This is a genomic window from Chamaesiphon minutus PCC 6605 (assembly GCF_000317145.1).
Lineage (GTDB): Bacteria > Cyanobacteriota > Cyanobacteriia > Cyanobacteriales > Chamaesiphonaceae > Chamaesiphon > Chamaesiphon minutus.
Map to the genome: position 1 here is coordinate 2,825,232 of NC_019697.1, position 17,037 is coordinate 2,842,268.

At 47.3% G+C, this 17,037-nt stretch carries 20 protein-coding genes; all 20 read right to left on the bottom strand.

Going from position 1 to position 17,037, the window contains the following annotated elements:
• Positions 1-85: 85 nt before the first annotated feature.
• Complete coding sequence (locus tag CHA6605_RS13005; RefSeq protein WP_015159904.1) at positions 86-2,914, bottom strand: hypothetical protein; 2,829 nt, start codon at positions 2,912-2,914, stop codon at positions 86-88.
• 245 nt (positions 2,915-3,159) lie between these two features.
• Entirely contained in the window at positions 3,160-3,549 is a 390-nt protein-coding gene (locus tag CHA6605_RS13010; RefSeq protein ID WP_015159905.1) for a phage holin family protein, read from the bottom strand.
• A 59-nt stretch (positions 3,550-3,608) separates the two neighbouring features.
• Positions 3,609-3,782 (bottom strand): YqaE/Pmp3 family membrane protein, encoded by a 174-nt coding sequence (locus CHA6605_RS32950; RefSeq protein WP_015159906.1) that lies wholly within the window; start codon positions 3,780-3,782, stop codon positions 3,609-3,611.
• Positions 3,783-4,121: 339 nt separating this feature from the next.
• Positions 4,122-4,460 carry a hypothetical protein gene (locus CHA6605_RS13015; protein ID WP_041548009.1) on the bottom strand — a complete coding sequence of 113 codons (339 nt, stop codon included), beginning with the start codon at positions 4,458-4,460 and terminating at the stop codon, positions 4,122-4,124.
• A 230-nt stretch (positions 4,461-4,690) separates the two neighbouring features.
• Complete coding sequence (locus CHA6605_RS13020; protein WP_015159907.1) at positions 4,691-5,356, bottom strand: hypothetical protein; 666 nt, start codon at positions 5,354-5,356, stop codon at positions 4,691-4,693.
• Between the two features lie 124 nt (positions 5,357-5,480).
• Positions 5,481-5,831 (bottom strand): hypothetical protein, encoded by a 351-nt coding sequence (locus CHA6605_RS13025; protein ID WP_015159908.1) that lies wholly within the window; start codon positions 5,829-5,831, stop codon positions 5,481-5,483.
• A 72-nt stretch (positions 5,832-5,903) separates the two neighbouring features.
• A complete protein-coding gene (locus CHA6605_RS13030; RefSeq protein WP_015159909.1) occupies positions 5,904-6,173 on the bottom strand; it encodes a GlsB/YeaQ/YmgE family stress response membrane protein in 270 nt (89 codons plus the stop codon).
• A 381-nt stretch (positions 6,174-6,554) separates the two neighbouring features.
• A complete protein-coding gene (locus tag CHA6605_RS13035) occupies positions 6,555-6,806 on the bottom strand; it encodes an NblA/ycf18 family protein (protein WP_015159910.1) in 252 nt (83 codons plus the stop codon).
• 34 nt (positions 6,807-6,840) lie between these two features.
• Positions 6,841-7,308, bottom strand: coding sequence for a BON domain-containing protein (locus tag CHA6605_RS13040; RefSeq protein ID WP_015159911.1), 468 nt, complete (start codon positions 7,306-7,308; stop codon positions 6,841-6,843).
• Positions 7,309-7,751: 443 nt separating this feature from the next.
• Positions 7,752-8,366, bottom strand: a complete 615-nt coding sequence (locus CHA6605_RS13045; protein ID WP_015159912.1) for a hypothetical protein — start codon at positions 8,364-8,366, stop codon at positions 7,752-7,754.
• Positions 8,367-8,453: 87 nt separating this feature from the next.
• Positions 8,454-8,768 carry a hypothetical protein gene (locus CHA6605_RS13050; RefSeq protein ID WP_015159913.1) on the bottom strand — a complete coding sequence of 105 codons (315 nt, stop codon included), beginning with the start codon at positions 8,766-8,768 and terminating at the stop codon, positions 8,454-8,456.
• Positions 8,769-8,978: 210 nt separating this feature from the next.
• Complete coding sequence (locus CHA6605_RS13055; protein ID WP_015159914.1) at positions 8,979-9,263, bottom strand: hypothetical protein; 285 nt, start codon at positions 9,261-9,263, stop codon at positions 8,979-8,981.
• Positions 9,250-10,041 carry a sterol desaturase family protein gene (locus CHA6605_RS13060; RefSeq protein ID WP_015159915.1) on the bottom strand — a complete coding sequence of 264 codons (792 nt, stop codon included), beginning with the start codon at positions 10,039-10,041 and terminating at the stop codon, positions 9,250-9,252. Before CHA6605_RS13060 ends, CHA6605_RS13055 begins: the two co-directional genes overlap by 14 nt.
• 500 nt (positions 10,042-10,541) lie before the next feature.
• The gene (locus CHA6605_RS37480) at positions 10,542-10,802 is read right to left on the bottom strand and encodes a ssr2422 family thylakoid membrane protein (protein ID WP_479688861.1); all 261 of its coding nucleotides are present in this window, start codon (positions 10,800-10,802) and stop codon (positions 10,542-10,544) included.
• Positions 10,799-11,011, bottom strand: a complete 213-nt coding sequence (locus tag CHA6605_RS32955) for a hypothetical protein (protein WP_086936319.1) — start codon at positions 11,009-11,011, stop codon at positions 10,799-10,801. Before CHA6605_RS32955 ends, CHA6605_RS37480 begins: the two co-directional genes overlap by 4 nt.
• A gap of 80 nt (positions 11,012-11,091) precedes the next feature.
• Positions 11,092-11,856 carry a hypothetical protein gene (locus CHA6605_RS13070; protein WP_015159917.1) on the bottom strand — a complete coding sequence of 255 codons (765 nt, stop codon included), beginning with the start codon at positions 11,854-11,856 and terminating at the stop codon, positions 11,092-11,094.
• A 641-nt stretch (positions 11,857-12,497) separates the two neighbouring features.
• Entirely contained in the window at positions 12,498-12,704 is a 207-nt protein-coding gene (locus tag CHA6605_RS13075) for a chlorophyll a/b-binding protein (protein WP_015159918.1), read from the bottom strand.
• A 324-nt stretch (positions 12,705-13,028) separates the two neighbouring features.
• On the bottom strand, positions 13,029-14,231 hold the full coding sequence (locus CHA6605_RS13080; protein ID WP_015159919.1) for a hybrid sensor histidine kinase/response regulator: 1,203 nt from the start codon (positions 14,229-14,231) through the stop codon (positions 13,029-13,031).
• A gap of 400 nt (positions 14,232-14,631) precedes the next feature.
• Positions 14,632-15,051 (bottom strand): response regulator, encoded by a 420-nt coding sequence (locus CHA6605_RS13085; protein ID WP_015159920.1) that lies wholly within the window; start codon positions 15,049-15,051, stop codon positions 14,632-14,634.
• Positions 15,045-16,907, bottom strand: coding sequence for a sensor histidine kinase (locus CHA6605_RS31605; RefSeq protein WP_015159921.1), 1,863 nt, complete (start codon positions 16,905-16,907; stop codon positions 15,045-15,047). Before CHA6605_RS31605 ends, CHA6605_RS13085 begins: the two co-directional genes overlap by 7 nt.
• Positions 16,908-17,037 lie beyond the last annotated feature (130 nt).

Below are 17,037 nucleotides of genomic sequence, written 5' to 3' on the forward strand. Positions count from 1 at the left end.
AATCGACGATCGCTAGAACGGTAACTACAGTTAAAACACAAACCCGACTTCTGGCCAGAAGTCGGGTTGAGAGTGGGAAGCTTGCTTAGAGGAAACCCCAGCCATTGACAGCAATTATACCAGCAGTAGCCGAAGCGGCTAAAGATGTTACAGCGGTACCAAACAACCACCAAGCAGCACCAGCGGCGAGCTTTTGAGTTTCGATCGCTTGTTTTTGGGCTTGACGCTTGACAGCTTTATAGCGTTTTTTGACCTCTTGCTGAACAGTTTTAGCACGTTGGAGCACGCCATCGCGGGTTTCTTCAATTTTCGAGACAATGCGTTCGGCATCGGCTTGAGAGATATCATCGCGAGAGCTGAGTACCGCAATTAGAGTATCCCGATCGAAATCGCCCAAGCGATCGCCAAGAGCTTCAAATCCGGCTTGGGGGTCGTCAAACAGCTTGCTAAAGTCGGCTTGGATGCCTTCATAGCTGAGTTCGGGACGATCGAGCGCATTGAGATAATCGCGCACGTTGCCAAATAATTTATCGATCGACGATTTGGCGATTTCTTGGATTTTTTGGAATTGCTCGACGATATTGCGATAGGAAGATTCGACTTGCTCGGCAATCCGATTGGCTTCTTCTTCGCTGACATCTTCGCGCTGGGAAAGGAGCGCGACGAAGGTGGAACGATCGAATTGGCTGACGCGATCGCCTAAGCTATTAAAGCCAGCACTGGGGTCTTTAAGTAAGAGTTCTAAGTCGCGTTTGATACTGTCGGGATTTAACTCCTCTTTGTTGGTATTGCGGAGGTAGTTTTCCAGATTTGCTTCAAAGTCTGCGGCTTGTTTTTTGGCGCGGTTGGCGAGGCGGCGGGGAGCTTTGACAATCGAGGTAATTGCCGATTGGAGTCGATCGACTGTTTGGTTGACCTGTTCTTCGGTGAGGTTGCCTTGCTGGGTGAGCAGCTTGACAAGTGTCTCCCGATCGACTTGCGATAACCGATCGCGCAGCGCGTCGGCTCCGGCTTTGGGGTCGTCTAATAAGGTTTGGAGATCGCGCTTGATGCCGTCGGGATCGAGTTCTTCGAGGCTGGTGTTACGGAGGTATTCGGCGATCGCCGCAGTGGTTTTTTCGTACTGAGCTTTCGCTTGCTCGGTGGCTTGGCGCGGTGCGTCTAAAACACTGGTGCGGACGGATTCGACGCGATCGATAAGTTTATTTATCTGGTCTTCGTCGAGGTCTTGACGCTGGTTTAATAACTGTACCAAGGTATCGCGATCGAATTGCGATAGGCGATCTTTGAGGGCATCGATACCCGCTTTGGGATCTTCAAATAAGACTTGGAAATCGCGCGCGATCTCGTCGGGATTGAGTTCTGCTTTATTGGTATCGCGCAGGTAAGTTTCGACTTTAGTCCGTAGCTCTTGGGCTTGAGCTTGGAGATCTAGAGCTGGGACTGCGGCGGAATCGGGTACGCGGGTAGAATCCAATACTTCCGATTTGGCTTCATCAAAATAGCTGGCGAGAGCCTCGATGCTATCTGGCTGGAGATCGTCGCGCATGGAGAGGGTTTGGACGAAGTAATTGCGATCGATCGGCTCTAGTTGTTGGCGAATCGCTGCCGGATCGGCTTGCGGATCGAATACTACGTCTTTAAATTCTTGCTTGATGTTAGCTTGACTGAGTTTCCAAGCTGGAGCAGAGAGCAGGTAGTCTTGTAAATCTGCCTGAATGACGCTAAATGGGCGAGTTTCTTCAGTTGTGTCAGTTCCTGATGATTGTTGTCCCGATGTTTTACCGCTGAGTACTGCCGATTTGATTTTGTTGACTTGAGTGGCAACCTTTTCGACATCGACATCGGACAGATTGGCATTTTGCACCACCTTACCGACGAGCGTACTCAATCCGACTTCTAATGCTCGCTCGGCTAAACTACCGCCACTGCCACCTTTGACGATCGATTGGAGTTTGGTGGTGAGTTCGTCAGGGTTGAAATCTTCGGCACTAACAGTATCGAACAGCGATTTCAATTGGCTGGGAACGTCGGTTTTGCCACCGCCATTGGACGCTTGTTTCCAGGTACTTTCCAGCTTATCGGCAATTTTGTTGATGTCTTGTTTAGATAAATCGGTGCGACTGCTGGCTAAATCTACAAAGGTTTGGCGATCGATATTTTTGAGCAGATCGCTGTTGGCAAAATCTTTAAGATCGGAGTCTTTAATTAGTTGCTCGAATTGCGAACCGATTTTATCGACATCGAGATCGGGCACTTTCAAGCCACTGAGCGAACTTTGTAATGTCTTCTGAATGCTGCTGGCATCGATACCGGAGGTTAGCTCCCGGCGGACGGCAGCGGTAATCTCTTCGGCAGTCGAGATGGCTTGGTTTTTGGCCACACTCGCCCCGATCGCGCCCGTGGCGGTGCCCATAATTCCCTGAATGCCAGAAGTGGCCGTACTGACGATCGAACCCATCAAGGAGCCGACAGCATTAGATCCGAGCCAGACCAAAGCTGTAAAGTAGGTCGCCCAAATCGTTACACCCATCAGCGCGCCGATAAATGCGTCATCGACTAAGCTAAATCTTACCGCTAGATAGGAAGCGGCAAATAACGCGATCGATGCCGTTACCAGTACGCCAAGCCCAACTTTGGTTTCGATGCCGCGTACTGTATCCATCAAACTATTGTCGTCGTCATCGCCATCGGTATCTACAGGTACATCACCTGGAGTAGCGACTAAAGCAACCGATAGATTGGTGAGTAACAATTGGAAAGCAAAAGCCATCATGATGCCAGCTAGCAAGCCGACGACTAGATGCGTATTGTACACACTGTGAGCCACATAAGCACCCGAATCGAGCGGCACTTGTGCTAGTTGTGGCGATCGATCGCTAAACATTGGCAATAATTCTAAAATTGAAAACATTGTCTCGCTCCATTACTAATATTTCGACAATTTATCAACCTCAATTCATCTAACTAAAAAAATAGCAAAGACGTCCTAAAAACCACCTGAAAAATTATTCTCAGGTGAAGATCGATCGTCAAAGCTAAATTTCAGAGATATTCGATCGAGCCAGGGGACTGGGTGACTGGGGAAGACTAGGAGACTGGGGGACAAAATCACTGCCCGCTATTGACTATCCCCTATTCCCTATCCCCTATCCCCTCTTATTGAGGTGTAAGCGAAGAACCTTGGCCGAGTTTTTTCTCTGCAAAATAGTTGTTGAGAAAAGTGCTAGCTAATGACAATACGACTGGACCGAGAATGAATGCGAGTAAGCCATGAATCGCAAAACCGGGCACTAAAAGTGCTGCCAGCCACAAGCAGAAGCCATTAATTACGAATGAAAATAGTCCCAAGCTTAAAAAGTTGATCGGTAGCGATAACAGCGATAGTGTGGGTCGGATGGTCGCATTCAAGAATCCGATAACTGCTGCTGCGATTAATGCTGCTGGAAAGTTGGCAATATTGATGCCAGGAACGATCACATCGTCTATTAATAAGCCCAGTGCAGTGGCTAATGTAGTGACCAGATAGGGAATAATGTTGCTGTTCATATATTTGAGATTTTTTAGGTACGATAGAGCTGCTAATTAATGCCAGTTTTATTTAGGAATTAATTATTCAGTTCGCTACGTTTGTACAGTGCCCAAACAGCGTGAATGCTGCCGGGAATCCAGCCGAGTAACGTCAAGGCAATGTTGATAAATAAAGTTGTACCGATACCGTAGGTAAGAAAAACACCAACGGGGGGAACTAAGATTGCAAGTACGAGGTTTAGTAAGCTCATTGTTTCTAATCTACTGTTTGAAAGAATACTGTTCGCAAACTCACATTCGGATCGGGAAGAGTTATTGCGATATTTTTCGATTGTCCGATCGTTAGCAGTTTCTGAAAGTTGCGAGCTACGGCAGCAAAGATAGAACGAGCTAGTCCGCAGACATTTTTCCTGAAGCTCGCGGTAGAAACTGCTATAGTTTCTAGGGTGTTTTTGGGAGCGAAACCAAATTAGATTGCGCTCCCTGATAGATTATCTCGATTCAAAGATCGGCGACTAATAGTTATTAATCTGCTGTGTCTCGATTTAATCCGAACATTTACAGGGTGGTGAATTAAAATCGGGATTAGTTTAAGATGATTTGCGAGTTTTGATACTCTGCCAAATCCCTTTCAACTGTTCCTTAATAACTGCTTCTTTGCGAGCGGCTGATGAACCAGCATCAGCTACTTTACGACTGGCTTGAGCCTGTCTTTCTTCGATGGGAATGGTGCCACTATTCTCAGCTTCAGTTCGAGTCTTGTCGTACCAGACTTTGGTAGTATCAACTTTGCCTTCGACTTGTTGCTTGAGCTGGCGATAACGATCGCCATAGCGGGCATCCAACTTGCGATCGAGATCGGCAATAATGGCTTTCAGACGTGCCGACTGCACTTGCAGTGTGGAAAATATCGAAAAAGTTACAAACATTTGGGTTGCTCCTTGGCGATGCAATAATTTGAAATTTTCCAGTCAAGCTAGTTATCTATGCCAGTGAGATACCTTGACCCTCACCCCGCCTTCGCCTCTGACCCTGGCTCCTCTGTCCCCCAGCTTGGGAGCGGTGCGCGCCCACGTTTGTTTCCCGACAAGCGCGCACCAAGACAGAGGGCTGGGTGTGAGGGCAGGCCAGATCTAAGTTTTCCAAATCGGATTTACGATTACTCGCTACGATCGATTATGGTTGCGCTTCTAGGAGGATTGCGATGGCCGACTGCCGAGCCGATTAAAGATGCCACTAAGCCTAACAGCGAACCTAATACGAACGACCAACTTACTTTAGAGGTGTTGCCAGCGATCTCTCGGGTTTGCTGCGCGGTGATATTAGGTGCTCTGGGTGTTGTCTGCCCGGTGGTGGGGTTGGTAGTTGTCGGCAGGGCCTGTCTGGCTTGATTTACAACGGTATCAGCGTTAGAAGCAGCTACACCAAACGCACCAGAGACACCGCTAGATAGCAACCAAGCACTCAGTGCTAAAGTCGATGCCCATAAAATTGCCCCGTTTAACAAAGCTGCATTTTTGCTCATGCGTCCGGCTGTGCGTGCAGCAGCCCAACCACCGACAAATAACGAAATCAGTAAGCTAATAATCGACCAAATTCCAATGGTGGTGCCTACTCCAGGTGCTTCGGTACGGGGTGCGCCGGATTCGCCAATGCTACCAGCTCCAATTGCTACGCCTAGCGCACTCAATACCAACTGTGTGCTCAAAGCGAGTACCAACCCAGCAATGATGGGACCCCACCGAACTTGATCGTGATAGTTGGCGGCGACGACTGGGAGCGTCCGTTCGCCAATATAATCATTAGGTCTATCTACGTATGCCATGAGAGTTCTCCAAAAGTTGTAGTGTAAATTTGACTGGCAGGGTTTTTAGCTATCTTTGGATATTGCAGTCGAGCCGAACGAGCTGACTTGACTGTAACCAGCTCAGAAATCGCGACTGCTATTTCTAACCGTTTTTGAGTTTGTCGAGTGCTTTTTCAGCCTGTTTGATTACTGGCAGTTTCGGGCTGCGTTCGTTATTGCGATACATTTTGTCACTATCTGCTGCATTAGGCTGTACTTCGTTGAGCGCGCCTTGAGAGCGTTCGGTAACTTCTTCGAGCGTTAACGGTGGTTTGTCAAGTGTTTCTAAAGATTTGTCTTCGATTTGGGGGAGATTGTCTACCCCTTTTTGGACGTCGCTATTGGCAGCAACTGCTGGGAAACTACTACTGAAGATGAGAACAGCAGCAAAGAAAATCGAAACTAAGATCCGCAAGGGACGGATGTTCGATAGTAATGTAGCTAGATGTTTCATACTCTTAATCCTCCAAAAAATTGATAAGCAATAGTGAAAAGTAAATTAGCTAAGTGCCGTTATGGCGATCGCTTAGACGTTGCTACGAGCTACTAAGCCGTAGAGGTAAATTGCGATAATCGCACCGAGAACCGCTACGAAGACACCAGGAATACTCAATCCAGGTGCTGTTAAAGCCAGCGTCCCCGTCTGAATGAAGGTGTGTAGGCTGCCTCCGATAAACGCACCAACTACACCTAAAATCAAGGTCGAAATCCAACCGCCGCCTTGATCGCCAGGGACGATCGCTTTGGCAATCGCGCCAGCTAATAAACCTAAAACAACCCAAGCAATTAAATTCATGTCTACGTTCCTCAATCTGTGGTTATGCTAATAACTTAGCAGTCGCCTCTATGAATTCCTTTCTCTCAAGTGGATGAAATGTTTATTGCCAGTTAGCGTCAATAGAAATAGATAGATATCGAATCGTGTAACTGGTGGAAGACTGGATTAGTCGATCGAGAATTTTTGCGCGTACATATTTTTAAAAACCGCAATATCGCTCGTCTCAGTGACAAACGATATTAGAGATCCCAACTCGATCCGATCTGAGCCAGTACAGTTCGGTTTGCATCACTAGCAGCGGTTGAAACCGCTGCTAGTGATGCAAAATCCGCGCAGGCGGACTAAAAATAGTCGAAATTAGACTTAACCGAACTGGATTGCGATCCAATCGCCTAACTTTTAGATCCGATGAATTTTGTATTTGGGGAGATCCGATCTGTCGATCGCCGTACTGTCTTGAGCGTGCGCATCAATATTAAGGATGCTAGACTTGACTAGCGATCGAATCGCATTATCTTTAATCATCAGTAGGCGAAACGCTTCGAGCAAAAATTCTTGCGCTCGCTCTGGGCTTAAACATTTAACTTGTTGCTCGTAGTTTTTGAGTAAAAACTCTTGTTCGAGGCTAAGATCTAAGGCTAATATATCCATAGTTTATGCTTCAGCTCTAGTAATCAGAGAGTTGTTAAGGCTTGACGACGGCTTTGACGATCGCGGTTTTAACACCTTTGATTTGTAGTGCTAAAGGTTTAATTTTGGCGAGTTGGTCTTGGGATGCGACCGTGCCAGAGACTGTAACCTCGGCATCTTTGGCAGTAACTGTGAGTTTGCTGCTGGGAATATTGGCTTCTAATTTACCGCGTACTTCGCTAGCCAAATCTTCTGGATCGCGTTTTTGAGGATCGCCACCGATCGCATTCCGCTGTTCCCGCGCGCGGATATCCGATTCGATTTGTTTTTTGCGGACATCGCTTTGGGCGTCCCCTTTGTTGTCATTGGCAGATGTGGACGTAGGTGTAGTTCCATTGCTAGCCGTCGAACTCGGGGCATCAGATGCCGTTTTACTAGCCGTAGTGCAAGCAGAAAGACTCATTGTCAGCAATACGCTCAGCACTAAAGGCTGCACGAAACTGGTTGTAATAATTCTAGACATATCCAACTCCTCAACTATAACTATATTTGTCGATCTCTACCTGGCTCTCAGGTTGACTGCGGATCGATCGCAGTTAGCTTCGTTATTGCGCCGCTTTGCGCTAGAAAATGCACCAAGCAGGGGACTTTAAATCATCTGGTTCCCCCTTTTGAAGCTACCGCGTACATGCAAGTATGGTTGACTTCGTTTTTAGATCTAAATCTCCCCAACCCCCTTAAAAAGCTTGCTCAGATCTAGTCAAAGTCCCCCTTTCTAAGGGAGACAAGACAGGGGGATTTCAACCATTTATGCTTGTTACTAGACTTGTGTGTACGCGGTAGCCTTTTGAAGGGAGTTAGGGGTGATTTAGATCTCGAAACGAAGTCCAAGCAACTTGTGTATCTACCGCAGTTTTATTAGGGCAGGGCTGGGGTAACGCAGGCTCGTCAGCAAATAGCTCTTTCCTAGTGGTCGAGCGGGCGGGTAGTCACAGGCGAGGCAATCCGGGAGGGGTCGGTGGGTAAATCGTAGCTATACCAATCGTGAATGCCACTCTTAGTGAGAATCGAACCCGCACGCTCGACTTCTGCGGCACTACCTTCGACCATCACCAAATAATCACCCTGAGAGACACGCTCGCCATAGGCATTAGCGCGCTCGTCGGAAATGCCCAAGCCGACTAATCCGCCTACCAAACTGCCAGCCGCCGCACCGATTGCGCTGCCAGAAGCCGCTGTCGCAATTGCTGTAGCTGCCGCACCTGCAAGCATCACTGGGCCGACGCCCGGAATTGCCAGCGCGCCCAATCCTACCAACAAACCAGTCAAGCCACCGACGGCGGTACCTGCAACTGCACCACTTTTGGCTGTATCTGCGGCTCGATCGTCATTGGGCTTGGTATCGCTAATGCTCGATAAAGATTCGCCACTTTTGGCACCAGCAGTGTCGGAGTTGCGATCCAGATCGCGTCCTGCTACCGAAACTTGCTCCATTACAAAACCGCTATCTCTAAGGACATGGAGTGCCGTTTCCATAATTTGATAATCTGAAAAGATGCCGATCGCCCGTTTTTCTAACATGATTGTTCACTCCTAAAGATTTTGTTTGAGCTGCTGTTGTTGGGGGACATCGCCCGGAGTTTCATAGTACATTCCGGGATCGCTAATTTAAAGATGTTGTTTGAGTTGCTGTTCTTCGGGGATATCGCCTGGAGTTTCGTAGTACATTTCCGGCTCGATCGCTAAGTTATCGACTAGTCCTTCTTTATCGACTACAAATCCACCAGTCGTGTCCAGACTTTCCGATCCGGGAGGATGCTCCGGCAAATGCTTGAAATTTTCACCTTCACGCTCTTTACGAGCGGCAGTTTCCGCTGGAATAATGTGGGGGTCGTAACTGTCGGGGGTGGGGCGATCGTAGTTTTCAATCCCTTCTGTAGTTGTTTCTTCGGGGGGATTTTGTCCTGGTTTTTTAATAGTCATGATTTGTTTTAAATATTCGGCTGGAACTTGAAAACAGTAAATATTGATACTTTTTCCAATTAACAAAAGCTTACCGAATTTACTATCTAAAAATCATCTGTTAAACGATTCATTTACGCCTATGTCGATCGAGGTAACTCAAGATGACATTAAAGATCTCAACTTCTGCCCATTGATAGAGAGTCTAAAATAGTTGCCAAATTGGTCGATTTATTCGGGAATATAAGTACTCGCCTGCAAAATTTCTTCTTCACCAAAATATAATGCCACGGTATTTACACCCAAAATGATCCAGGCATGGTGGCACAAATCGTCTAATTCATCGAGGAGATCGTCAACGATCGTCGAGTCGGGACAGTAGACCGAGAGTAGCTCGCCAGCGTCGATTTGAATCAGGCAATTAGGCAAAGTAGAAGCAAATAAATGCAGTAGTCGTTCGACGCGCAAGTGCATGAGTTGATTGAGATCGTCGATATTCAGTTCAGTGAGTAACATTAGCAAACTCCTGTTCGTAAGTGGGTAATTGGGTGCCGAGCTGTCTGTCCCAAAAAGTAAAGTACAGCCCGTAATGAAAGCCATAGTGACGGTGGTGGATTGAATGATGGGCAGGGCCTGTAAACCACCGACCGCACCAGTGATGGGGAAAACTAGCGGGCAACCGATCGAATCCGAGATGATTTACAACTGCCCATACTGTCATGGTGGTAAGCACGGCCATAACAGTAATAAAATGGAGCGGAACGATGAAGACAAGCCCAATTAGGAACAGTGAATGCGCGATCGCTTCGGGTAAATCGAACGCAAAAGATGTCCAGGGTGTCGGTGGATTCGATCGATGATGCCCCTGATGACACCAGCGGAACAAGAATTTGTGGTGGCACAGTCGATGCATAAAGTAAAAATAAGCATCTTGAGCGACGATCGCGACTAGGTAGCTCGCACCCAGATACCACAGCGGATATCGATCGACGTCTGTATACAGTTTTGTGATGCCCAGATCGTAGGCAGAAGCGATGGCCGCCGCGCTCACGGCAAAGACCAGCGATGATAAGATCGATAATTTAATATCCGATCCGATTGTGGTGTGGGGCAATCTACCCCGATCGCTAGTCAAAAGTCGTTCGCCAGAGCGCGCTTGAAGTAGCTCGGCGGTGGTATCTTTACCGAAGGCTTTATCCAAAAATAAGTGGGTTCCGCCCGCAAAAATCAGATATCGTGCCAGAATGATGCCAAAGAAGGCAAAGCCATAGAACTCAAATGAGTAGTGGTTCAATTTAAGTTCTCCTAGTAGTAACAGCGATCGATCTCTTCACTCCGACAATTCTAGACTGCGGTGGCAGTTTCCACGTTGTCTTTGTCAAAAAAGATGTCTGGGGGGCATCTTTGCTCGCATTAGCTTGCCGATCTTTCTGTCAAAAGCTTATCAGTCCGGCACGGCTACTAGTTTCTACCAAGTGGAGGAACTCTCGGATGGGGGTGTTAGTCAATAGATAGAGAGGCTTCGCCAACGAGGTATGAAAAGATAGGCCTGGGAGCGGGGAGCGATGTGCGCTCGTCTGGTTTCCAGACGGGTTAGCACATCAAGACAGCGGGGAGCAGCCGGGAGGGAACCTCCCGGATTATGCGAGACAAGACAAGACAGCGCGGGAGAAGAATGTAAAAAATGATTATCATACCTAAAACCAGCAACGCCCCCTAGTTTTGACACAATTGACAACAGGCGATCGCGTAAGCAAAACGGCTTCCATTATTCCTGGAAGCCGTTTTGGTGTTTTATTTGCGGATAAAAAGCATTTGAGCAAAGGTAATAATTGTTGCTGAGGCAATTAGTCCAAAAGCTAGGTTAACAACCGACTGATTTACCTTTCGATCGACATCAAATCTGTCATTATAGCCATCAATTTTAGCATCTAATTTATCTATTCTACGATCGACATCTATTTTAATTTGAGCGATAGAATCGAGAAATTGCTGTAATTCTCTAGATCTATATAGAGACGAGCGATTCGCTCGCCATATAGGTGCTAGATTTATTTATTCGGCTGATAGTCCATGCAGCCGATCGCTTGCTCGCTCAAAGCTTTGTAAGGATGAACCGTGCATTTAAGATTATACTCCCCCGTAAAAAAGCCACAGCGATGACAGGGAATTTGATGCAATCTTTGGAGATGGTTCCAGTCTTTTTTAAGATTCTTCCAAGTACTCCAGGCAAATCGAATTAAACCGATTGTGATACACGCCATGAAGGCGACTTTGTATATCGGAGCGATAATTTGTAGCAGCGTCGAAAGCGACATAATAGATTACCGAACGGCTAAACTGATTAATACGATGAACTGGACAACGGACGGAGTTCTACCGCACCCAGAGATTGAGGTTGTTCTAAACTAGAACCATAAAGATCGATATATCTCTTAAATAGTTGCATCGTATTGCGATTGGAGCCTTGGGTCGATTTAACGCGGCGGCGTAAATTATTTCCATTGGCTAACTTATAAAGGTAAGGTAGATCTTCCAATAAAGTTACGCCAGCGGCACAATGCAAGAAAACTTGCATAATTGGCGAGGGAAATTTAAGATCGCTATAGATATCGATAAATAGTTTATGGATATTATCGCCCAAAGGCAATACATTAAAAATAATCGTAATCTTGCGACCCTTGTAGATCGGAATTGTCAGTTCGATCGTGTAGGGTGTATGCAGAGTTAGCTCCACCTCGACGACTGGCTGTCTCCACATTCTCAGGATATTCAGCGATTGATGCAGGCTAGTTTTAAATTTAACGCTACCACCGCTACTGGTTTGCTCGAATTTACTGACATCGCCTACTTTAAGACCTTTAAGACTAAGATTGTGAACTTGTTCTAAATGCTTAAGATTGAGCAAGTGATAGATCTGACACAAATACGGAATTGGTAAAACGTATTCTTGGCTAATCTTGTGATATTTTTGCAGTTGCAGCATTCTAGCTGCTGTTCTACGCAAATATTCTGGGTGCGGTGGCGTAGCAGAAGATAGCTGATAATACTTAAGCGTGCTCATGCTTTTGACGTTGGAGCTATCGATCTCAAAAGTAGATGTTGTCATTTGTGGATAACTCCAAAGATTCTTGCTAGGTATTGACTTGGCTAAATCCGATCGACAAAATGCTGCGATCTTCAAACTTGCCTGTTGTAGGTAATCGCATCTACCATCCACAACGGGGGGATCGTTAATTTGCCAAAGAATATTACACGCTGCAAACCGACGCTCGGAACGATCGATATCATCCGATGCTAATTAGCACTAAATTTTGAGATCTCAGATGACAGATCCAGATCCAAACACAGCTAGTATAATTTTTCAACTTGGCTGCATGGTATCCATCTGTAATAGAAAATATTTCAACTTCTGCGGTACGAAGCTCTTGGAGATCGTCACGCTCGGGCGTTGCTGGCGATACGAACTAGGTCGCGAAAGGTCGCGAAGGAGAAGGCTGAAAGTAGCACATCGAAAGGTGAGTGAGTTAGCAGTGGAAGCGAGCCGATAGACTTGTGAATAGTTGTCTCTCGGCTCGCTCTCGCAGTTAGTCACAAGCTTACTTGTAAAAGCGGTGTCTAACTGCCAACTCAGTGTCGATCGAGTGAGTGAATTATAGTTCGATATTTAAAGCCACTCCTCGATCGCGTTGCGTTGGCTTTGCTAAATCCTGATAAATAGACTGATGTCTAACATCGGCTAGACTCAACCTACCGAACCACAGTTGTGGTCAAGTTTTCCATTAAGCCGTAGAAGTGCAATACGCCTTGACCAGATAAGTACTCAGTCAACAAAGCGGCTACAAATCCGATCATTGCAAAGCGACCGTTCCAGATTTCAGCCTGAGGGGTAAAGCCCCAACGCCATGCGTTGCGCTCGTCGTTGTTAGCAGGGATTACTTTAGAAGGACTTGTCATGATAGCTACTCCAGATGTTGGTTGTGGTGATGAGTATTCGATCGATTGTCAGCTCTTAAGCTTTCTTCCCGTGTGTGAGGGTCGCGAGCACCTTTTGGTTGCCTGACTTATCTATCTATACAAATCTTATCATTTGCACATCGGGTGCATATCCTTCCAAAGGATGAGTTCTAAAAAAAACTTAATAGTCGATCGATACATCGGGTCGGGAACGGGGAAGAAGAAGGGACGGGGAGAAAAGAACGCAGTTCGTTCAAAACCTAAAGCCTTTGCCCTTTCCCCCTAAAGCCTAAAGCCTAAAGCCTAAAGCCTATCCCCTATCCCCTACACCTTTGCTGGCAACCGAACTTTGAACAAACTGCCGCGACCGGGTTCGGACGTGACAGAGATCGTGCCAGCATGTTCGGTGATGATGCGGGCGACTAAGTGCAAACCTAGCCCACTTCCGGCTTGACGGTGCTTGCCAGTGCGGAAACGTTGGAACATAATTGCTTGTTCTTCGGGAGACATCCCTAATCCCGTATCGGCAACATCAACTGCTACCCAGCCATTGATGTTAGTACGATCTTCTTCCGACGCTGGGCAAAGGCCCAGTTTGAGTTGGACGCTACCGACATCGGTAAACTTGAGGGCATTACCAACGAGATTGGTGAGTGCGCGCCGAATTTCGAGACAGTCACCCAGGATTTTGAGAGATTGGGGTTCGGGATGCTCGCTGGTGAGATTGAGGTCGATCGATTTATACCGCGCCAAGGGTTGGAGTTCTTCGACGACGGCTTGCATGATGTCCCACAGGTCGCATTGGGTCACTGTGAGTTGTTTGTGCCCCGACTCGTAGCGATTGACTTCTAACATTGTATTGACTAGCTCTAGCAAATTTTGGTTGCTACGATACATTGCGTCTAGAGCATTGTGCATCTCTGGCGAGAGCGGACAAAAAGCTTCTTGCTCGAACAGTTTGTACATCATGTTTGCGGCAACTAGGGGCGTGCGCAAGTCATGGGTAAGGTGAGAGATAAAGTCTTCGCGTTGGAGATTCTGGAGTTCGATCTGGTCGCGCTGCTGTTCGAGATCGCGGTTTTGGCGGACTAATAACTCGTTATTACGCTTGAGTTGTTCGCTGGTTTCAATGATTTCCCGTTCGGCACGATCGATCCGCATGGCATTTCGCATGACTTGAGCGAGATTGGCGGGGGAAATCTGCGATTTGGGCATATAATCGGTCGCACCTGCTTTCATCAGCTCGACGGCAATGCGTTCGTCGCCTTGTCCGGTCAATACTACCAACGGATGTTGGACGTTGAGCGCGCAGGCACATTTGACTAAATCTAAACCATTGCGATCGGGCAGTCCATAATCCACAAACGTACAATCAAAGATATCTACAGCCAGCCGTGCTAGGGCTTCGGCACAAGTGGTGGCTTCGGTAATGGCGGTCGAGATTCCCGACTGGTTCAGAGCGCGTCTGACGGCCATCCGATCGATTTCATCGTCATCGACAACTAAGATTTTGAGTGTATCTTCCATTCTGCGGGAGGAGTGAGGGAGGGAGCAAGGGAACTGAATTTCCGATGGCAACAGCGCGCCACAGTTTTAAGTGAGGGAGATCGCCTCTTCTACCATATCGGTTTATCTACATAGGCTACCGATCGCCTACAGGTTTATGAGAGTTCGGCGGCGATCGACCTAGAGTTATCTCGATCGCTTATTTCAGCTTACTTTAAGTCAGTTGTCGGGGGGTTCGGTATCTACTTCTTACTGTCGGGAGGTTTCCGCAACTGCTTACTTGACTGCCACGCCGAATATTCACATCTCGATTGGCAATATTTATCAGACGAAAATAGCCTGAAACCTATGTGTTAAACAATACCCACCCTACTACTACTTTACATCTGGGTCGAAACTAAGCACCAGTATATGCACATCACTATGTCATCTCGCACAATGTCCAGTACTTATTCAAGGCAATCATTAGATCGACAAAAGTGCTAAAAGTCACAGGCTTGAGCATGTAGCCAGCAACATTGAGCTGGTAGGCTTCGACTCGATCGCGTTCTTCATTAGAAGTTGTCAATACTACTACCGGGGTGTGTCCGATATCGGGATCGGCGCGTAACTGCTGCAAAAACTCTAACCCATTCATTTTGGGCATATTTAAGTCCAGCAAGATCAATCGTCGCTCTGGGGGAATTAATGATGGCTCGCCGGGATTGCCGCGTAACAAGGCCAAAGCTTCAATGCCATTGCCAGCTACATATAAAGGGTTGGCGATATTTCCCTTCTTAAAGGCACGGCGGACGGTCATGACGTCTACTTCGTCATCTTCGACTAATAAAATGTTTAACATGAGGTTTTCGATCGTGGTTCGGGGGTGGTGATAGATGCATCGATGGTCATGGGCTGTTTGAGCCACGTAAACCGGAAAATGGCACCTTCTCCAGGCATAGATTCTAGCTCGATTGTCCCGCCTTCAGAAGTGACGATTTTTTTGACAATTGCTAGTCCGGCTCCAATATTTTCTTGGAGGTCGCGAGCTTTTAGGGTTTGAAAGATGGTATAAATTCTAGTTTGAAATTGAGGCTCGATCCCGTCCCCATTGTCAAAAATTGAGAATTCGTAGCGATCGCCTAGATCGATCGCCGATATTTCTACTATACCCGCTTTAGTCGGATGATGTCGAATGGCATTATCGATCAGGTGCGTGAGCACTTGTTCGAGCGGTCGCCAACGGGTATCGAACGTTGGCATGGGGGTGACGATCTTGATGTTAAAAGTCTCTGGGGGTGAGAGCATCTGGATGACTTTTTCGAGCATTCGATGGACATCGACAGTGACGATCGGAGACTGGGTACGTCCGGCGCGCGAGTATTCGAGCAAGCTATTGAGCAGTGCTTGCATTCGGTAGACGCGGCGGCGCAGGAGCTGCATTTGCGATCGAGTTTCTTCAGACATGTTTTCGGCCAGATCTTCTTCTACCCATTCTGATAGGCTGGCGATCGCCCGTAGCGGTGCTTTGAGATCGTGCGCGGTGACATAGGCAAACCGATCGAGTTCGCTATTAGTTTGGCGTAATGAATAGTTGCTAGCATTGAGCGAAGCATTAAGCTGTGCTAGTTCGACGGCTTTAGCTTGAAGTTTGGCGGCAGCTTGTTGACGATCGGTAATATCCCGGACGATGGCGATCCGATCGTCATCGAAGGCAATACTATTCATTGACACTTCGATCGGGAACAATTCGCCGTTTTTGCGCTGTCCCATCGCTTGCCAAATTTGACCGATCGGCGGTGCTTTGGCGAGCAGTTCCGGTTCGTAATGCAATAATTTGCGGGTATCTTCGGCTTCGCTATTTAGTAGTTGTTTCCAGTCCCAGCCGATGACTTCGTTAGGCTGGTAACCAAACATTTTCACCGCTGCATGATTGAAGCTCTCTATTCGACCTTTAGGGTCGATAAGGATGACACCATCGACGATATTACCCACGATCGCTTCGACTTGACTGCGACTTTCACGTAAGCGAACGTCCCGCTCGCGGAGTTCTTTAGCTAATTCCTGAAGGATTCTAATTGCCAAGATCGTACCGATTATCCCGATCGCGATCCCGCACCACATGGCATCGGCGTTGAGTTGTTGCTGTTGTTGTAGTTCGCGGGTGCGGATGTCTAATAGGCGATATTCTTCGGCTTCCAATTCGCTAATGACTTTCCGAAATCGATCCATCGCTTGTTTGCCATTAAGTAGGCGATCGCGTGTCACCTGAGCGGTACCGATCTCGCCTGCATCTACGCGGCTAACGCTCTGCTTGAGTAAGTTCATGCGCTCGTTGGCAACCTGAGTGAGCAACTTCGCTCGCTGGAGTTGCGCTGGATTGTCTTTAACGAGCTGCTCTAAGCCGCTCAGTGTAGGGGTGAGGGTTTTGAGAGCCAAATTGTATGATTCGAGAAAAGTTTTGTCTTTACCAATGAAGTAGCCGCGTACCCCAGTTTCGGCATTGAGGATACTAATTAAGCTGCCCTTGCTTTGGGTCAAAATTTGATTGGTATGGTCTACGTAAGTCTGTGATTCGACCATCCTTTGGCGGAGGACCGTGTAGGCGACGACCGTACCGATCAGGCACATTAACGGAATACATACAGCAATAGACCCCCGACCTTCGATCGGCAGTTGTTTCCAATAAGTTGTAAATCTGTGCCAACAACCTTTCATCTATACAGTCAAACCACTACACACCTTAATTTTTTTAGATAAAGAGAGGGTGTTGATTTTTGTTAATTATTTCCGCCCCGATTGTCTCTATCTTCTTCAACTATCGCCGATCTGAGCCGAGCGTCCCTCT